This is a genomic window from Martelella alba (assembly GCF_006516955.1).
Classification (GTDB): Bacteria; Pseudomonadota; Alphaproteobacteria; order Rhizobiales; family Rhizobiaceae; genus Martelella; species Martelella alba.
Genome location: NZ_VHLG01000021.1, coordinates 1 through 17,507 on the forward strand (window position 1 = coordinate 1; position 17,507 = coordinate 17,507).

The 17,507-nt window shown below is 60.3% G+C and carries 18 protein-coding genes; 9 read left to right on the forward strand and 9 right to left on the reverse strand.

Annotation, left to right across the window (positions count from 1 at the left end; all coding sequences use genetic code 11):
- The first annotated feature begins 343 nt into the window (after positions 1-343).
- Both FJU08_RS21155 and FJU08_RS21160 read left to right on the forward strand, forming a co-directional pair.
- Positions 344-1,252, forward strand: a complete 909-nt coding sequence (locus FJU08_RS21155) for a helix-turn-helix domain-containing protein (RefSeq protein WP_141151049.1) — start codon at positions 344-346, stop codon at positions 1,250-1,252.
- Positions 1,253-1,471: 219 nt separating this feature from the next.
- On the forward strand, positions 1,472-1,720 hold the full coding sequence (locus FJU08_RS21160; RefSeq protein WP_141151050.1) for a DUF2188 domain-containing protein: 249 nt from the start codon (positions 1,472-1,474) through the stop codon (positions 1,718-1,720).
- A 100-nt stretch (positions 1,721-1,820) separates the two neighbouring features.
- On the opposite strand, the gene FJU08_RS21165 is transcribed toward FJU08_RS21160, so the two are convergent.
- From FJU08_RS21165 to FJU08_RS21190, 6 genes are all read right to left on the reverse strand, one after another.
- A complete protein-coding gene (locus FJU08_RS21165; protein WP_141151051.1) occupies positions 1,821-2,003 on the reverse strand; it encodes a hypothetical protein in 183 nt (60 codons plus the stop codon).
- A gap of 26 nt (positions 2,004-2,029) precedes the next feature.
- Positions 2,030-2,632, reverse strand: coding sequence for a helix-turn-helix domain-containing protein (locus FJU08_RS21170; RefSeq protein WP_141151052.1), 603 nt, complete (start codon positions 2,630-2,632; stop codon positions 2,030-2,032).
- 221 nt (positions 2,633-2,853) lie between these two features.
- Entirely contained in the window at positions 2,854-4,503 is a 1,650-nt protein-coding gene (locus FJU08_RS21175) for an FAD-dependent oxidoreductase (protein WP_141151053.1), read from the reverse strand.
- Between the two features lie 87 nt (positions 4,504-4,590).
- A complete protein-coding gene (locus FJU08_RS21180; protein ID WP_141151054.1) occupies positions 4,591-5,109 on the reverse strand; it encodes a Dps family protein in 519 nt (172 codons plus the stop codon).
- 22 nt (positions 5,110-5,131) lie between these two features.
- Positions 5,132-5,908, reverse strand: coding sequence for a YoaK family protein (locus FJU08_RS21185; RefSeq protein ID WP_141151055.1), 777 nt, complete (start codon positions 5,906-5,908; stop codon positions 5,132-5,134).
- 84 nt (positions 5,909-5,992) lie between these two features.
- Positions 5,993-6,835, reverse strand: coding sequence for an alpha/beta fold hydrolase (locus FJU08_RS21190; RefSeq protein ID WP_235890914.1), 843 nt, complete (start codon positions 6,833-6,835; stop codon positions 5,993-5,995).
- 350 nt (positions 6,836-7,185) lie between these two features.
- Here FJU08_RS21190 and FJU08_RS21195 point away from each other — a divergent pair, with 350 nt between their 5' ends.
- From FJU08_RS21195 to FJU08_RS21225, 7 genes are all read left to right on the forward strand, one after another.
- A complete protein-coding gene (locus FJU08_RS21195; protein WP_181409976.1) occupies positions 7,186-8,070 on the forward strand; it encodes an aminoglycoside phosphotransferase family protein in 885 nt (294 codons plus the stop codon).
- Positions 8,071-8,432: 362 nt separating this feature from the next.
- The gene (locus FJU08_RS21200; RefSeq protein WP_235890911.1) at positions 8,433-10,016 is read left to right on the forward strand and encodes a PAS domain-containing sensor histidine kinase; all 1,584 of its coding nucleotides are present in this window, start codon (positions 8,433-8,435) and stop codon (positions 10,014-10,016) included.
- A complete protein-coding gene (locus FJU08_RS21205) occupies positions 10,009-10,689 on the forward strand; it encodes a response regulator transcription factor (protein WP_268932149.1) in 681 nt (226 codons plus the stop codon). Before FJU08_RS21200 ends, FJU08_RS21205 begins: the two co-directional genes overlap by 8 nt.
- 33 nt (positions 10,690-10,722) lie before the next feature.
- Positions 10,723-11,091, forward strand: coding sequence for a response regulator transcription factor (locus FJU08_RS21210; protein ID WP_141151058.1), 369 nt, complete (start codon positions 10,723-10,725; stop codon positions 11,089-11,091).
- Positions 11,092-11,389: 298 nt separating this feature from the next.
- On the forward strand, positions 11,390-11,941 hold the full coding sequence (locus tag FJU08_RS21215; RefSeq protein WP_141151059.1) for a hypothetical protein: 552 nt from the start codon (positions 11,390-11,392) through the stop codon (positions 11,939-11,941).
- Positions 11,938-12,939, forward strand: a complete 1,002-nt coding sequence (locus FJU08_RS21220) for an NAD(P)H-quinone oxidoreductase (protein ID WP_141151060.1) — start codon at positions 11,938-11,940, stop codon at positions 12,937-12,939. Before FJU08_RS21215 ends, FJU08_RS21220 begins: the two co-directional genes overlap by 4 nt.
- A 46-nt stretch (positions 12,940-12,985) precedes the next feature.
- Entirely contained in the window at positions 12,986-14,521 is a 1,536-nt protein-coding gene (locus FJU08_RS21225) for a cation:proton antiporter (protein WP_235890912.1), read from the forward strand.
- A gap of 109 nt (positions 14,522-14,630) precedes the next feature.
- Here FJU08_RS21225 and FJU08_RS21230 read toward each other — a convergent pair whose 3' ends face one another.
- From FJU08_RS21230 to FJU08_RS21240, 3 genes are all read right to left on the reverse strand, one after another.
- Positions 14,631-15,680 carry an MsnO8 family LLM class oxidoreductase gene (locus tag FJU08_RS21230; protein WP_141151061.1) on the reverse strand — a complete coding sequence of 350 codons (1,050 nt, stop codon included), beginning with the start codon at positions 15,678-15,680 and terminating at the stop codon, positions 14,631-14,633.
- A 3-nt stretch (positions 15,681-15,683) separates the two neighbouring features.
- Positions 15,684-16,661 carry an MsnO8 family LLM class oxidoreductase gene (locus tag FJU08_RS21235; protein ID WP_181409977.1) on the reverse strand — a complete coding sequence of 326 codons (978 nt, stop codon included), beginning with the start codon at positions 16,659-16,661 and terminating at the stop codon, positions 15,684-15,686.
- 201 nt (positions 16,662-16,862) lie between these two features.
- Positions 16,863-17,501 carry a response regulator transcription factor gene (locus tag FJU08_RS21240; RefSeq protein ID WP_141151063.1) on the reverse strand — a complete coding sequence of 213 codons (639 nt, stop codon included), beginning with the start codon at positions 17,499-17,501 and terminating at the stop codon, positions 16,863-16,865.
- Between the last annotated feature and the right edge of the window lie 6 nt (positions 17,502-17,507).

Here is a 17,507-nt window from a genome sequence, read left to right on the forward strand (position 1 = left end):
ACGTTGCGCGCGAAATTCGAGCACTGGTATCCGGGTATGAAGCCCGGCAAAGAAAACAGAATGACAGCGTAGTTGCCCCACACTTTGCGGTGCTCTCTCAAGCTGGCCGAGATGCTCATCAACACCCCGGCGAATTGACCGGAGCAAACAACTCGTGTTTCCTGTCATAGTCGCCGGCTTCTGGCATGCCCGTCCAGACCGCTTGTCCGTTGGCTGTTCGAGATGTACTCATTTTGCAGATAGGCTGCCTGGGTCTTGCTCCCGGCAATGACCTTGAGCTGCCTGCCAAATCGCCAAAGACACGACGCCTCCATTTCTGCCGTCACCCGTCGAGGAAGAAAAAATGCCCCAGAATGTGGTTTCAGGCATTGCGCCGCAGAAGGACAAGGCCATTGATGCTTTCGGCTGCCCGTTCAGCAAACTCTCCACAAGCCAGAGCCTTCATGGTGGCAATATCAGCTTCTTCCGCAAGAGCGCCGAAGATGAGCACCTCAGCCAGGTCGCGACCGATGCGAGCAACCGCGGTTTTGCCATCGGGGTATCCATGGCCGGCGGTCACAGGCGGCGGATCTTTCATGCCCATCACGCTGCCAGCTTCGTCTTTCCGCAAGATGCATTCTACATCCGCAATCTGGCCGATCCCTACAAGGCGGATCTCGCCGGCCCGTTTGATTTCCTGCTTCTGGAGATCTCGCCCGCCGCACTGCAAAATATCGCTGAGGAGAGCGATCTCGCCACCGTGAGCGAGCTTCAGCTCAAGACAGCGGAAACCGATACCGTCCTTGCCAGCCTGGTCAAGGCCATGGCGCCAGCCATCGAGAATCCAGGCGAGAGCAGCAGGCTGTTTGTCGATCAGCTGGCCACAACCATCGGCACGCATATCGTCCAGCGTTACGGCGGCGCGGCGCGCAAAGCAGCCCCCGACAGAAAACTGTCCCGGGCACACGAGGTCCTGGCAAAGAACCTTCTGAGCGAGAATCTGCATGGCGACATTTCGGTTCTCGAAGTCGCGCGCGCCTGCAATCTGTCGCGCGGCTACTTCATCCATGCCTTCCGCGAGACAACCGGCATGACACCCTATCAGTGGCTGCTGAACGCGCGCGTCTCGCGGGCCCGCGAACTCTTGCGCTCATCGTCACTTTCACTTTCCGAAATCGCCATAGCCTGCGGCTTTTCCGATCAAAGCCACTTCACACGCGTCTTTACCAGAGCAATTGGCGCCACACCGGGCCTGTGGCGGCGCAACAACTGAACCGAAAAGCTGGTTCGATCTGCCATTGTGCCTGCACCCGGGCGAAACGTCGGCAGCAGGGCATAAAGGCCCCGGCTCAGTCCGGTCACCCTTGTCCTAGAGCGGGATGCGGGGACCGCACAATCGGTTTCGACAAGACATCAGCGGGCCTGTCGGGCTGCAATGTCCGGCATGAATGCGATGCGGAGAAACCCGCGCGCAAGCAACAAGGAGATGCTGATGTCCGTTATCTATCATGTCGGCCTGCATAATGACGGCTACGCCTATCGGCTGGAGGATGCCTGGTCCGAGACATTTCCAACCCATAAGGCCGCACTTGCCGCAGCACGCCAGGCCGCGGCAAGGCAACGCGCTGGCGGCAGGGACGCGCATATTCTCTATGAGACGGAAGACGGTACCTGGCACCGTGAATATGCCGAGGGCGGTGATCGCCCCGAAACCATTGTCATCGATGACACCGGGAAATGAGCCGGTCCGGCGCGATCGCACAGAAAGGCTGTTCCAGATCAACGACAGGCCGCTGGCCGCCCGGAGACCATCATTCTCCGTGGCGACCCGCCTTTTCAAATCACTTCAACTGTTCCTTCCCGCTCCCCGTGAAAAGAACGGTTCCCAAAGGCGCGGGGATTGTCAGTTTTATCTTCTTTGGCCGTTCAAACAGGTCAGCGGGAAGGATGCGCTGCAGGTCGAGCGGCTCGGGCAGGCTTTCCAGGCCATCCCGCAACGGAAACGTCTTGTCATTCTTTGCCATCGGACAGGATCCTTGAAAGCGCGCCGTCACATACCGGCGCTCATCTGGAACAGGCGGCCCGCCCCCTTGCCAGCGGATGCGCGCCGCCAGGCTGTCGGCGTGACACCGGTGTGGCGCCGGAAAATCCGGGACAGATGGGCCTGATCGGAAAGCCCGCAGTCAAGCGCGATTTCAGAGAGCGGCGCGTCTGTCAGGGCGATGCTCTTTTTCGCCTTTTCGACCCGGCGGGCAATAATGAAGGCATGCGGTGAAACGCCAAAGCTAACCTTGAAGACGGCCGAGAAATAGCTGACGCTCAAGCCCAGCAGGCTGGCCAGATTCACGAGCGTAATCGTTTCGTCGATATTTTCCTCGATATGACGCCTGACCTTGGAGACCTGCCACGGCGCGAGGCCGCCCCTTGCAGCAACAGCCACCGATGGCTCAGCTGGCTTTGTGTCAGCCTCCTCATCCGGGCTTTTCGCCATGATTTGCTGCGCCTGGTTCAGGCAGGTCAGAGCCTTGCCGCGATCGTTTCCGTTCAGCAGCAGCGCCTGATCGACAAGCTTGGCAACGCCTGTGGAAGCGGGATCGGCAAAGATTGCCTCACCTGTAACAAGCGGCGTCAGCAGGGTATCGGGATAAGTCATGGTCAATTCCTCGGAGATGGTTGATCGGCAAATTCGATGCTCCGATGGTGGCCGAGAGTAGCGGCCGGCTGAATTGCACTCGTGTTCGTCAGTGTCAGACATTCGTCTGTCCGATCCTATACCCGCGTATAGGTCTACGGGCGCCACGGAGAAAAGCCGTGGTTCGCACCACGGCCAGCAAAGCGAGCACTGCAATGGAAAGGCCGAACCGGGACTGAAGCTCAGGCCTTGGCCAGATATTGATGAACCGAACTGACAACCACCGACCCCTCGCCAACGGCCGAGGCGACGCGCTTGATCGAGCCGCTTCTGACATCGCCGATGGCGAAAATACCCGAACGTGACGCCGCAAAGGGAAGTGCCGGCAGGCCGTCTGCCGGTGTCTCCCCAGTTTTAACGAAGCCACGCTCGTCGAGATCAATGCAGCCCTGAAGCCAGTCCGTATTCGGCCGGGCACCGATCATCACGAAGATATTGCCGGTTGACAGATGGATCTGACGGCGGCTCAGCCCGCCGCGCCAGCTCACGCCCTGAAGGACATCGCGGCCGCGCAGCGCTTCGATCTCGCTTTTCTCATAGGTCGAGATGCGCGGCGAGCTCTCAATACGCTGCACGAGATAGTCAGACATGGTACGCGACAGGCCACTACGCAGGAGCATATGGACATGCCTTGCCGTCGATGAAAGATAGATGGCCGCCTGCCCGGCAGAATTTCCGCCGCCCACGACGACGACGTCCTGTTCCCGGCAGATCTGCGCTTCCATGGCCGTGGCCGCATAGTGAATGCCCTGCCCTTCGAACCGGTCATAGTCCGGTACATCCAGCCTGCGATAGCGCGCGCCCGTCGCGATGACAACCGCGCGGGCCTGCACGGCCTGACCGTCCTCCAGCGTGAGGCGAAAAGGGCTCGCCTCGCAGTCAAGCGCGACGACGCTGCGTGATACGCAGAGCAGGGCGCCGAACTTCTGCGCTTGAATATGGGCGCGGCCTGCAAGTGCCATGCCGGAGACGCCGGTTGGAAAACCGAGATAATTCTCGATCTTTGACGACGTTCCCGCCTGCCCGCCCGGCGCCAGTGTCTCCAGAACCACGGTCCGCAAACCTTCTGACGTCGCATAGACGGCAGTCGCCAGGCCTGATGGCCCGGCGCCAACCACCGCGACATCATAGACGGTCTCGACAGCCGGTGCCTCGGCAATGCCGAGCTGATCGGCCAGTGTCATGATATCCGGGCGGACCAGAACATTGCCGCCGGGCTCGACAATAGCCGGCAGTTGATCCTCATCCAGGCCAAGGGTCGCCATCAACGGCCTGGCTGCGGCGCCCGTCTGCGTGTCGATCACCTCGACCGGATAGGCATTGCGCGTCAGAAAACGCTGCATCTCAAGCAATTTTCCACTGTTTGACGGACCGAGCAGAACAACACCACCCCGTTTGTGGCGGATGAAGCCGACGCGACGGAGAATGAAGGCACGCATGATGATTTCGGCAATATCCGGCTCCCCGGCAAGGAAGGCGCGAAAATCCGCGTTTTTGATGCGTAGCACGCACGTCTTCTCAGCCGCCGCCGCGCTCAGCAGGATTTTGCGACCGTTAAAGAGGTTCTGTTCTCCGGTGAACTGCCCGCGCTGGTAGCTGTAAAGCAGGTCCGGCCCCTTGGTCGCGTCGTCATAGGTGATGTTGATCTGTCCCTCGAGAACGACAAAGAAGTCAATCGAGCGGTCGCCGCGTCTGAACAGCATCGTCTCGCTGTCGAACCGCTCCTCACGGCCGTAATTGTAAAGCCGGTCGATCATCGCTTCCGGGAGCTTGGGAAAAGTCTGGCCTTCGCGGTTCCACGGATCGCTCAACTCTTCATTCGACATCAACATCAAGACATCCTTTCCGCAAATCCCCGCCAGAGCAAAAAAGCCGGACAGATGCGGAGGGGCACGCATCCATCCGGCAATGAGGCCGTGTCACGCGTTGGTGGAACGCAGGATTTCGAACAGGAACCAAACACGTTTTTCGGTCTCGTCGAGCCAATTTTCCAGAAGGCTCGCCGTGGCGACATCACCATGTTCGTCGCAAACGCCATGAAGCGCGCGCATGCGGGCGGCCAGATCGGCGTTGTCAGAACGCAGCTCCGCCAGCATTTCATGCGGATGGACGAATTCGGCATCATTGTCGGCGATCCGCTGCTTTGCGGCGATATCGCCGATCGAGGTCAGCGTCAGGCCGCCAAGCTTGCGCACCCGCTCGGCAAGCGGATCGGTCATGGTCAGCAGTTCATCGGCGTGGTCATCGAGCATCAGATGCCAGTCGCGGAAACTGGCGCCGGACATGTGCCAGTGAAAATTCTTGGTTTTGAGAAACACGGCAAAAATATCGGCCAGCAGCGTGTTTGCGCCGGCAGTGATATCCTTTGCAGCCTCGCCACCAAGCCCCGACGGCGTGTGAAGCGATGCGCTGCGGCGTGCGGCGGTATTGCTATCCATCTTTCTGTCTCCTTGTTGAGATTTATTCAAAATGCCCGCTTGCGGGCGGATCACTGGCGGGAAAGCTCTCCCGCAGAGCCTCATCGACCAAGTCATCGGCTTCGGCGGCCGGGAGGGCCTTTTGCGCAACGGGCCTCTTTTCACGCCGGCTGAGCATCAAGGCTGCGGCAATGGTGAGCGGCGGAATGAAGAAGCAGAACCGGTGCGACACCCGGAATGCCAGCGCGGCAACCGCACATCCGGCGCCGAACAGCACGAGCGCCCGGATCAGCGGCAGCACATGCGGATAGGCGGATCGGCCCTTCGTTCTGTCGCCGAAGAGGACGTCGGAAAAATCCAGCATGATCTGCGTGGTTGTTCCGGTCAGAAGCGTCGTCGGCGGCTGGTCGGAAAGATGCGTGCGATGTAGTGCATTCTGGATCGCCATCGCCACCACCAGAACCATGCCCAGCGGCACGGATGCGTCGCCCGCGCGATCATGCAATGGCAGGGTGACTGCAAGGATCGCAGCGATCATGAACAATCCGAATTTGCACCACAGAAACACCGGAATGGCCTGATATTTCCGAAGGCTCAGCCAGCCGCCGAAAGCCCGCGCCGCCAGCACGGTGACACAGAAGACGGGCAACGCCAAAAGCTTGTCCAGCACGCCACCGGTTCCGTTTGCGAGCGTGGCGCCCAACGTCACGAAATTGCCGGTGACATGGGCGGTGAAAAGCCCGTTCAGGGCGACAAAGCCCATCGTGTCGACATAGCCGCCATTGAAGCTCAGTACCGATGCGATTGAAGACCGGGACATGGAATAACTCCGTCAGAAGCGGTTGGGGCGTTGGGCCCCTCTTCCATGACGGGAATGCCTCGCCATGGAAGAAGGTCTGCACGCTCAGCCCTGAATGAAGGCCAGAATGTCAGGATTGAGCACCTCGGCATGGGTTGTCAGCATGCCGTGCGGGAAGCCCGGATAGATCTTCAGTGTCGAGCCCGGCACCAGCTTTGCCTGGAGCTCGGAGGCATCCTTGTAGGGCACGATCTGGTCGTCATCGCCCTGCAGGATCAGCGTTGGCACGGTGATGGCCTTCAGATCGGCTGTCTGGTCGGTCTCCGAAAAGGCCTTGATGCCCTCGTAATGGGCCTTGATGCTGCCATTCATGCCCTGACGCCACCAATTGTTGATCACGCCCGGATAGACCTTCGCATCGGGCCGGTTGAAGCCATAAAACGGGCCGGAAGCGACATCGAGGAAGAACTGCGCCCGGTTCGCCGCCAACTGCTTGCGAAAGTCATCGAAGACTTCGATCGGCGTGCCGCCGGGATTGCTTTCAGTCTTGACCATGATCGGCGGCACGGCCGCCACCATGACGAGGCCGGCAACGCGGCCCTGCGGCTGACCGTAGCGAGCCACATAGGCAAGCGCTTCGCCGCCGCCCGTCGAATGGCCGATATGAACGGCATTCTTCAGATCAAGCGCTTCCGTGACGGCTGCGGCATCGGCGGCATAATGCGCCATATCGTGACCGTCACTCACCTGTGCCGAGCGACCATGGCCACGGCGGTCATGAGCGACAACGCGGAAGCCCTTGTTGACGAAGAACATCATCTGCGCATCCCAGTCATCGCTTGAAAGCGGCCAGCCATGGTGGAACATGATCGGCTGGGCATCCTTCGACCCCCAATCCTTGTAGAAAATCTCAACGCCGTCTTTGGTCGTAATAAAGCTCTGGGCCATCTGGCTCGCTCCTTCGGGTTTGTTCTGGGCTGTTTGGGTCTGAGGCGCCTGCGCCATCGCAAATGTCGGCAAAGCCGCAACGGCCGAAGCAGATGCACTGGCAATCAGCACCTGCCGGCGTGAGAGGAAAAACTGCGTTGCGTTGTTCACCTGCGTCTCCTTTGAATGGCGGCGGGCCCACCGGGGGTGGACTGACAGGTGGAAAGCTAGCCCGGAGCGCGAACTGGCGATTGTCAAAAAGGCGCGTGGTTTGGACAATCGTAATGTTTTGTGGCAATCGCCGAATTCTCGGGCTGAAGCGCTGATCGGGTCATATTGCAGCAATACTGATCTGCTTTAAGGTCGGCATGATGCATGAGGATGACCTTGCCGTAACCGATGCACTGATTCATGACCTGCTTGGCAGGCATACGCCGCTATGGGCGGGTAGACCGGTGCAGCGGATCAACACAACCGGGACTGACAACGCTCTTTACCGTATCGGCCAAACCCTTGTTCTGCGCATTCCGCGCCGGGCGGCGGCCATCCCGCTGATCGCCAAGGAACTCGACTGGCTTCCACATCTCGGCGACCTGCCCCTTGCGACACCGACATTGCGATACCGGGGGCATGCGGATCTGGGCATGGACTGCCCCTTCGGGATATTCGACTGGATTGACGGCACACCTGCCACGCCGGAAAACATTGCGGATGCCGATGCGGCAGCGGTGGTGCTGGCAGCTTTTCTGAACTCGCTGCATCAAAAGGCAACCACCGGTGCACCGAGGTCCGGCACAGCCAACATGTCGCGCGGTGTCCCACTGGCCGAAATATCAGAGCGCACGCTTGCCGCAATCGCCATCCTTGCCGATGAAATCGATACAGGCGCGGCGCGGCGTCTCTGGGACACGGCACTGGCGGAACCCCATCGCGGTCGGCCCGTCTGGCTGCACGGAGATCTGAAGGCCGATAACCTTCTCGCCCTTGATGGCAGGCTTTCCGCCGTGATCGACTGGGGGCTTTCCGCCGTCGGCGACCCTGCAGCCGACTATGCGGCGGCATGGTCCTGGGTCAGCCCATCAGCCCGGCATCAATTCAGAGACTGCCTGGAAGCAGGTGACGGAGACTGGTTGCGCGGCAAGGCCTGGGCGCTCTACGGCGCTGTCATCGCCCTGAGTTATTATCGCGGCGGCAGGAACGAACCGCTTTGCCGGCAGTGCAGGCTCACATTGTCGAGACTTGATCTCCTCGTTTAGCGCCGGGCAGCCCGCAACCGCACCCGGCCAAGACCCATGTCCAGCGTGCCTAAACCCACGTATAGGGCGCATCTTGCCGGAAAATCTGTAGTCTTGTCGCTGTTGCCCCGATCGTGCCGCCGACGGGGTGATCGCGGGAAACGTTGCCCTGATCCGGGTTCCCCTCCCTCTGGATCAGGACGGATCCGCAATTTGCGCGAAGGCCGCCTTTCTTTTCCCCTCGGAAAGGCGGCCTTCCTGCACAAATGCAAAACGGCTGAGTGATACCCTTCAGCGCAGCGTGAGGCGTGTGACTAGACCATTGTATAGGTCCGCCAGCCTGCCGGAAACGATACGCTTGAACCGGAAAGGCGAAATCATTGATGATGCAGCGATTGGAGTGGACATTGGCACAGCAACAGGCAAGTCGCCACGCACGCCTGTTTGCCACCTCAACGGTGCTGGTCGCAGCGGTAATTTTCACCGTCGACACCTTCACTGATATCGAGGGCGCGATCGCCGTTCTTTATGCCATTGCGCTTCTTCTCGCCTCCCAGGCCGTCAGCCGCACTGGCCTTATCCGCTTTGCTGTCATCTTTCTGGTTCTCTCGCTCGTCTCTTTCTTTCTCACCCATGCCAGCGATCCGAGCTTGCAGACATTTCTGCGCCTCGGGGTCGCATTGGTGGCCCTCGGGCTGACGACCACACTGCTGCTGCGCAATGACCGCGCCAGATCCGCACTGCTCGAAACGAATGCCGCCCTCAGACTGAGCGAGGGGCGCTATCGTTCCATCTTCGAACGCACCCGCGTGGCGCTGTGGGAACGCGACTATTCGAAACTCCGCAGCTATCTGATGGACCTGAAAGCCCGAGGTTTCGGCGATGTCCGCACCGTTGCCAGACAGGATCCCCAATTCGTCGATCGCTGCATCGGCATGATCAAGATCGTCGCCGCCAATGAAGCGGCGATCGACCTTCTTGGCTCGTCGGCCACCCGTGCCTCAAATGCCACCATGCGGGATTTCATTCCGCTCAACAGCGAAACCTTTGTGTCGCTGCTGCAGGCAATCATGAATGGCGCCAGCTATTTCGAAGACAATGCAGAAGTCCTGAATGATGCCGGGGAGCCGAAGATCGTTCTTCTGAGCATCAGCTTTCCCGAAGAACAGGTCACCTATGACCGGGTAATCGTCAGCATGGTCGATATCACCCAGCGCGAACAGGCCAGACACGCGCTGGCCAAGGCCCAGGAAGAACTGGCCCGTGCCTCGCGTGCGGCAACAGTCGGCGCGCTCTCCGCCTCGCTCGCCCATGAACTCAACCAGCCGCTCGGCGCCATTGCCGTCAATTCCCAGACCTTGCTGCGCTGGCTCGATCGCGACCCGCCGGACATGGAAGCGGCCCGACGCTCCGCCGAGCGGATTGCACGGGACAGCCAGCGCACAAGCAATATTCTCAGGAACACGCGGTCGATGCTGTTTTCGCAACCCGGCGAAACCCAGGCTCTCGACCTGACCAGGCTTATCGATGATACGCTGACATTGATGAAATATGATCTCCAGCGGGAAGCGATCACGGTGGAATTCACACATGATACGGCCATACCGGTCATCAGCAGCGGCCGCCTGGAAATCCAGCAGGTGCTGATCAATCTGATTTCCAATGCCATCCAGGCCATCAAGGCTGCATCACCGGATCGCCGGGCTCTGGCGATATCGCTCCATGCAGATGCCGGGCGCGACACCATCTCGATTACGCTGCACGATACAGGGCACGGACTGAGCGCAGACGCGCTACAGAACCTGTTTACGCCTTTCTTCACGACCAGACAGGATGGCATGGGGATAGGTCTTTCGATCTGCCGGAGCACGATCGAAGCAAGGGGGGGCACCATCACCGGACACAATCATCCGGACGGCGGCGCTCTGTTCGAAATCACGTTGCCGAAGGAGACAGCCAGTGCGTGAACGAAAGAATGCGCAGCCGAAAACCGGGGGCCCCGTCGTCTATATTGTCGATGATGACCTTTCCATGCGTGAATCACTGGTCGACCTTTTCCAATCCGTCCAGATTGCCGCGCAGGCCTTTGCCAGTCCGGATGCCTTTCTCGCCGAGGCTGATCTGTCACAGCCGGGCTGTATCGTTCTTGATGTCAGGCTCCCCGGCGTCAGCGGTCTGGACTTCCAGTCGCAGCTGGCGCAGGAAGGCAGTACTCATCCGATTATTTTCATGACGGGCTATGGCGATATTTCCATGAGTGTGCGGGCGATGAAGGCCGGCGCGGTCGACTTTCTGGCAAAACCGTTCCGTGATCAGGATATTCTGGATGCTGCCCTGGCCGCGGTAGAACGCGACGCTGCCAGCCGCCGCGAACGGGACCGCCATCAGGCGGTCAACAGCCGTTTCGAAACGCTGACACCACGCGAACGCGAGGTCATGGAACGGGTCGTACAGGGCCTGATGAACAAGCAGATCGCCTTTGAACTTGGAATCAGTGAAATCACGGTCAAGCTGCACCGCGGCAATGTCATGCGGAAAATGCAGGTCAAATCCGTCGCCGAGCTGGTCCGCAACGCCGAACAGACAAATCACGGGGTCTATCCCCAAACGTCAAAACCAACAGCAATACGCGCCGTATGATCCCGGCGCGCACGGCATGAAAGTCGCACTATCGTGACCCAGTCTGCGCTCATCGCAATCGTCGATGATGATCTGGCCATCCGGGAAGCTCTGGATGATCTGGTGAAATCACTCGGCTATGAAAGCTGCCTCTTCGCATCGGCAGAAGCCTTTCTCGGCTTCCAGCCACGCGCTGCGGTCGATTGCATGGTGGTTGACGTCAAGATGCCCGGTCTGAGCGGGCTTGAACTGCAAAGCCGCCTCAATCAGGAGCGCGATCGTCCGCCGATGATCTTCATGACCTCCTACCACGATGATCGCACGCGAACCGCAGCGCTCGAGGGCGGCGCGCTCGCCTTTCTTGGCAAGCCCGTCGATCTGGCGGTTCTGATCAACTGTATTGAAAAGGCTATCGAAGCCTAGAGCACGGCTGACCGGATTTTAGCCCGTGAGCCGCCAATGGCGTGATCACGGCCTTTGGCGCGCGCGCGTTCATCCCCTTTTTCGATGTCTTCCCGGCGGTGGCTTTCACCTCAGCGCATCCCAAACCAAAGCATAGGTCTGGATGCTTCAGGTATGATTGAGACCACTCCTTTCCGGTGTCAGTCTCAGCACAGCCCGAACAACAGAGCGGGCGCCACCAATCAAAGGCAAGCGAGATGAGATGTCGCCGGAACCAACCGGCATGCCGCTCGGCCATCCCCCAGGAAAGGACAAAACCATGAAAGCTCTCACCGACAAGCAGCTGTCATTTTCAGCCTATTCGCACGACCTCGACATTCCCCTCGATCAGATCGATATCGCCGACTGGCTCTTCAACCTGCCGGAAGCGGAATATCAGCGCTGCTGCCCGCCCGATCACATCTCCTGCGGCGCAACCTTCACCGATGACGGGCGCCGGATGTCGATCAATGTCGAGAAAATCGGAACCGGACTGGTGATCCAGCATTATGTTGCCGAAGAGGCCACACCCTCCTATTGCCGGATGAATTCCATCTCCGACGTGTTCACCCCCACCGGCGAACGCACGCAGGTCAATGTGGTTTGGGAACTGATCGCCGAGGCCATTGACGGCAACCGCACGCGCTACACCAATCGCGTCACCAGCCATCCGACCGATGTTTTCATGACCTTCATCGAAGCCCATGGCCAGACCTTCGAAGAGGCGGCGGCTGCCCGTCAGGCCGCCAGCGGCGACCATAACCATCGCGAAACACCGCTCTTTGCCGAAAGCATCGCCCGCAAGGCCCGGGCAAAGGCATCAGCAAAGTGAAGGCGATCACGTTCGATCAGTTTGGCGGGGCGGATGTTCTCCGCCTTGCTGACGTCCCCGAACCGGAAATCCGTCCGGATGACCTGCTGGTGAAGGTGAAAGCGCTTGGCGTCAACCGGGCCGATCTGCTTCAGCGTCAGGGCTATTACGGCGGACAGACCTATGGCGAAAGCCCGCTGATGGGGCTGGAAGTTGCAGGAGAGGTTTTGATGACCGGAAATAACGTGACGGATATGATGCCGGGCGCCCGGATCATGGCGATCGTCGGCGGCGGTGCCTATGCCCAGTATGCACGGGTCGATCGTGGCATGGCGGTCGCGATCCCTGACGGTTTCGGCTTCATTGAAGCCGCAGCCGTGATGGAATCCTTCGTCACCGCCTGGGAGGCGCTCGTCCATCTGGGCGAACTTAGCCCCGGCTGTTCGGTCCTCATTCATGCCGCCGCCGGCGGTATTGGCTCGGCGGCCGTCCAGATCGCCCATGCGCTCGGCACGCGGGTGTTCGCTACGGCGTCGCAGGACCGGCGACAGCAGGTGATGGCACTCGGCGCAGAGGCGGTCTTCGATTACCGGACCGAGGATTTCGTGGCAGGCCTTCATGCGCTGACGGGTGGTCTGGGCGTCGATGTGATCATCGATTTCGTCGGTGGCGACTATCTCAGTCGCAATCTTCGCAGTCTTCGCCCCGGCGGACGGCTGGTTCAGGTCGGGCTGCTCAGTGGTGAGGACACGGCCGAAATTCCGCTGGCCCTGCTGCTCCACAATCACCTGCGCATTATCGGCACGGTGATGAAATCGAGAAGCATGGAGGAAAAGCGCGCAATGGTACGCCGCTTTGCCGAAAACGGCCTGCCGATGTTTGCCGATGGGCGTCTCAAACCCGTCATCTGGCAGAGCTTCCCGCTCGATCAGGCCGCCAGAGCCCATCAGGCGATGGAGACCGGACACGGTTTCGGCAAGATCGTCCTGACGATCGACCATGAGGCCTGCGGCCCCTGAAAGGCCGCCCGCCCCTTCCTCCTCCGTCGACAGCAAGGCCCGTTTCATGTCCATCGAACAGGATTACGAGGTTCTGGTTGTCCTGTTGATGGCCGTCCTCGCTCTGGTGCTGGTTGCCCGCTATTTCCGCCTGCCTGCAGCCGCCGCGCTGATCCTCGGCGGCCTGGCGCTGGCCTTCATTCCGACGCTGCCCGTCGTGACCTTTGATCCCGATCTGGTGATGGTGGTTTTTCTGCCGCCGCTCCTTCTCAGCAGCGCCTATCAGACGGTCTGGCTGGATTTCAAACAGTATTTCGCCGCCATTACCTCGCTTGCCGTCGGCGCCGTCGTCTTCACAACGCTGTCGACGGCCTGCGTCGTTCACTGGATAAGGCCGGATCTGCCCTGGTCCACGGCCTTCACCCTGGGTGCCGTCGTTTCGCCGCCCGATGCCGTCGCCGTCAAGGCCGTGCTGGATCGGCTCAATCTTCCCAACCGGGTCTCAACCGTCCTGACCGGCGAGAGCCTGATCAATGATGCCAGCGGTCTGGTCCTGTTTCACTTCGCCCTCACCTCAGCCATCAGTGGAACCTTCAGCCTGCCCGAGGCGATTGGCTCCTTTCTCCATATCGCGATTGGCGGCATCGCCTTCGGCTTTGGTTTCGGCTGGATCGCGCTGAACCTGCTCCGGCGTTTCGGCAATAGCGAGCTTATTGTCACCGGCACACTGCTTCTGGCGACCGTCTCCTACATGCTGTCGGACCGGCTGGGTTTTTCGGGCGTTCTGGCAACGGTCACCACCGGATTGATGCTGGGCTGGCAGCAGCACGAAATCTATTCGGCTCCAACCCGCATGCGCGCCGAGGCCTTCTGGCGGGTGCTCGTCTTTCTGCTGGAATCGCTGCTCTTCGTGCTGATCGGTCTGGCACTTCGGCAGGCGCTGACCGGTTTTGCCAGCGTCGCTGACGGGCTTCACCGCCTGGCCCTGCCGGTCGCCGGCGTGGTGCTGAGCGTTATAGGGGCCCGTTTTGTCTGGCTTGTCGGGTCAGACCTCTGCCTTTCCGTTCTCCAGCGGTTCGGCGTTTCTTCGAAAGAGCGCCCTTCGCTGCCGATGACCATCATTGTCAGCTGGGCCGGCATGCGCGGCGTGGTGACGCTCACCGCAGCGCTGTCCCTGCCGCTGACCTTTCCCGGCCGAAATCTCGTTCTGGCATCGGCTTTCGGCGTGATCCTGGTGACGGTGCTGGTGCAGGCAACAACACTGCCGCTGCTGATCAGCCTGTTTCCTTCCATCTCCCGGCAAAGCAAATCCGAACTCGGCAGAGAAGAAGCGCTGGTGCGCCGGAAGATTGCCGCGAAACAGCGCAAGGCCTTCGCCGCTTATGCCGCAAAGCTGTCTGCAGCCAGAACCGCCGCTCCCGGCGACGGACAAGTCCAGGCCCGGCTTGCGGCGATCAGCGCGGGGCGCAGGGAAATGCTGAGACTGTATCGCCGTGGTCAGATCTCCGACAGTATCATGGAGCATATTGAAGAGGATCTCGATCTGCAGGAAATCGCCGTCCGGCGGCAGCTCGACGATGCCGCATCGAAGGGTGGCCCCTGAACAATAGCCAGCGCGACCAGTCATTCCGCCCAGCTTTCCGGGCGCAACAAGAGGCTGCCCGAAATGACATTTCGGGCAGCCTTTATCTCCCGTTCCAGCCGGGAAGCGCCTATGCTGATTGCGGAAAATGCTCAGCAAGCGTGCTGATCGTGAATTCGCGATTGGGCGCGCGCCGCACGTCCTGATCAGCAAAGGCCGCGGCCACGGGATTGATCATGATCTCGGAGACGTCGAGCGCCTGCGCCAGGCGGGCAATGCCGTCAGCAACGCGATCCGGTGAGCCGATGATCCACGAGCGCTTGAACATGCGCACCAGTTCTGAATAGCGGTCCGGGAATGCGCGCCGATCGGCATCTTCCGCCAGCATTTGCGGCTGAACCGGCTCTCCGGATCGGAATGCGGACATGAAAAAGAGCTGCGGCCTTGCCAGACGCTCAGCCTCCGCGTCACTGCTGCCGACCACCACGATCACGGAAACAAGGACCTTCGGCGCCGCCAGATAGGGACTCGGCCTGAAGCGTTCCCGATAGAGCCCGATCGCCTCTTTGGCGCCTTCCGCGCGGATATGATAGCCGAAGGCGTAGGGCAATCCCAGTTCTGCGGCCACGGCGGCCGAATAGGATGATGTTCCCAGGATCCAGACATCCGCAGCGCTGCTGGCCGAGACGACAGCTTTGAAGGACAGTTCACGGCCGCCCTCCATCACCTTCAGACCGTCCGGCCTGTTCATTGCGATCAGGCTGGCAAGATCGCCGAGATAGGCCTCTTCGGATTTCATTTCAGTGCCACCGCGCAACAGCGACCCTGTCGCCCAGTCCGTGCCGGTTGACCGTCCGATGCCGAGATCGACCCGGCCGGGAAAGCAGGCTTCGACGAGCCCCATCTGTTCGGCAACCAGAAAGGGCGGATAATGCGCCAGCAATACGCAGCCTCCGATCCGGATCCGCTGCGTCGATGCCCCGACAACCGGCGCGAAGCTTGCCGTCTGGCTGGCAGCAACCGCAGCGACATTGTGGTGCTCGGCCAGCCAGTAGCGATGATAGCCGAGGGCGTCGCCGAGCCTGGCCAGTTCGAGCATGGAACTGAAGCAGTCGGAGGCGGACTGGTTGGAACGGATCGGGCCAATGTCGAGAATGGAAAGTGTGAGTGTCTTGTTCATGGTCTACGCCACAAGCCGATCGGCAATCTGGTGAAAGGCGCGGACCTTGTCCTCGATATCAAAGGTCATCATGGTGATCATGACCTCATCGGCGTCATAGGCCGCCGCGCGCGCACGGATCCCGGCAGCAACGTCATCGATCAGCCCTGTCACCTCGCGATTGGCGATCATGCCGAGATAGGCGGCCTGTCGATCCGAAAACGCAAGCGCCCTCAGGCCATCGGGGGCCGGAACCACCTTCGGATAGCTACCGCTGTCGCGCATGAGCCTAAAGTAATCCGACGCCTTCTTCATGTCGGCAAGCTTTTCTGTCGTATCGGCGGTGACACAATTCAGCGCGATGAGCACGCGCGGCTCGGGAAATTCCGGCGAGGGGCGGAAAGTCTCGCGATAGCGTCGGACCGCCGCTTCTGTCGCTGCCGGATTGATGAACAGCGCGATCGCCAACCCCATTCCTCTTTCGGCGGCCAGCCGGCCGCTGTCAGGATGGCCGCCGGCGGAGAGAAGCCAGAGAGGCGGCGCGCCGGTGACATCCGGCATGGCGGTGGTTTGGGGATAGCCGCCGTGGAAGAACCGCTCCAGCTGCGCGACCTGATCTGGAAAATCGATCCCCTTTGGCGGATTGAGGAAGAGCGTTGCCTGAGGATCACCGCCGCTCGCCCGGCCGACACCGCAATCGACCCGCCCGGGAAACAGGGCTTCAAGAACGCGGAAGTTTTCAGCAACCTTGTAGGCGCTGTAATTGGGCAGCATCACACCGCCCGAGCCAAGACGGATCCGATCCGTCTTTGCGCCGACCGCCGCGAGCAGAACCTCAGGCGATGACCCCTGAAGGATGCTCATATTGTGGTGTTCGGAAAGCCAGAACCGCTCATAGCCGAGATAATCCGCTTCGCGGGCGAGCCAGACGGTATTCTGGATGGCATCTGCAGCCGTACTGTTTTCTGACAGGGCTGATTGTTCAAGTATCGAGATTTTCACCACATATCCTTTCAGGAAGGTGGCGACTGCCGGTCTGCAACCGGCAGAACGTGGCCGGTTTCAGCAGGGGATGGTCGCCAGGACAGCCCGGATGGGCCGGGAAACACTGTGGTGAAGTTTAGGCGCGCCAGCGGCCCGTCATAACTATACGAGGGTTTAGCCGATCTGCACCAATGGTTGCTCCAGGCGTGTACAGCCTGCCTATTTGCCGAGCGCCAGACCTTCGGCGATCCGCACCAGATCCGCCAGCGAGCGGACATCCATCTTGCGCATGACATTGCCGCGATGCAGCTTGACCGTGACTTCGGAAATCCCGAGTTCATAGGCGATCTGCTTGTTCATCAGGCCTTGCACCACCAGCCGCATGACCTCCTGCTCCCGTGGCGTCAGATGGCGATAGCGTTCGTGATGGGCCTCGCTTTGTGCGACCGCCGCACGCAGTTCGGCATCCCGGGCAAATGCGACACGGACCGCCTCCAGCAGATCCTTGTCGCTGAAGGGCTTGGTCAGAAAATCCGACGCGCCGGCCTTCATCGCCTGAACGGTCATCGGGATATCGCCGAAGCCGGTCATGAAGATGATCGGCATTTTCCGGCCCCGTTCGTTCAGATGCGCCTGCAGCTCAAGTCCGTTCAATCCCGGCAGGCGGATATCGAGCAGAATGCAGCCTGCCTCAGGCGTCGCTGCGGCAAGAAAGGATGCAGTGTTTGCAAATGCAACAGCCGGCATATCCAGCGCGGCAAAGAAATCGACCAGCGACTCGCGCAGCGACGCATCGTCATCAATGATATGGACGACCGGTTCCGGGGGGCGTTTGCTGGACTGAGAAGAACGAACCATCACGCC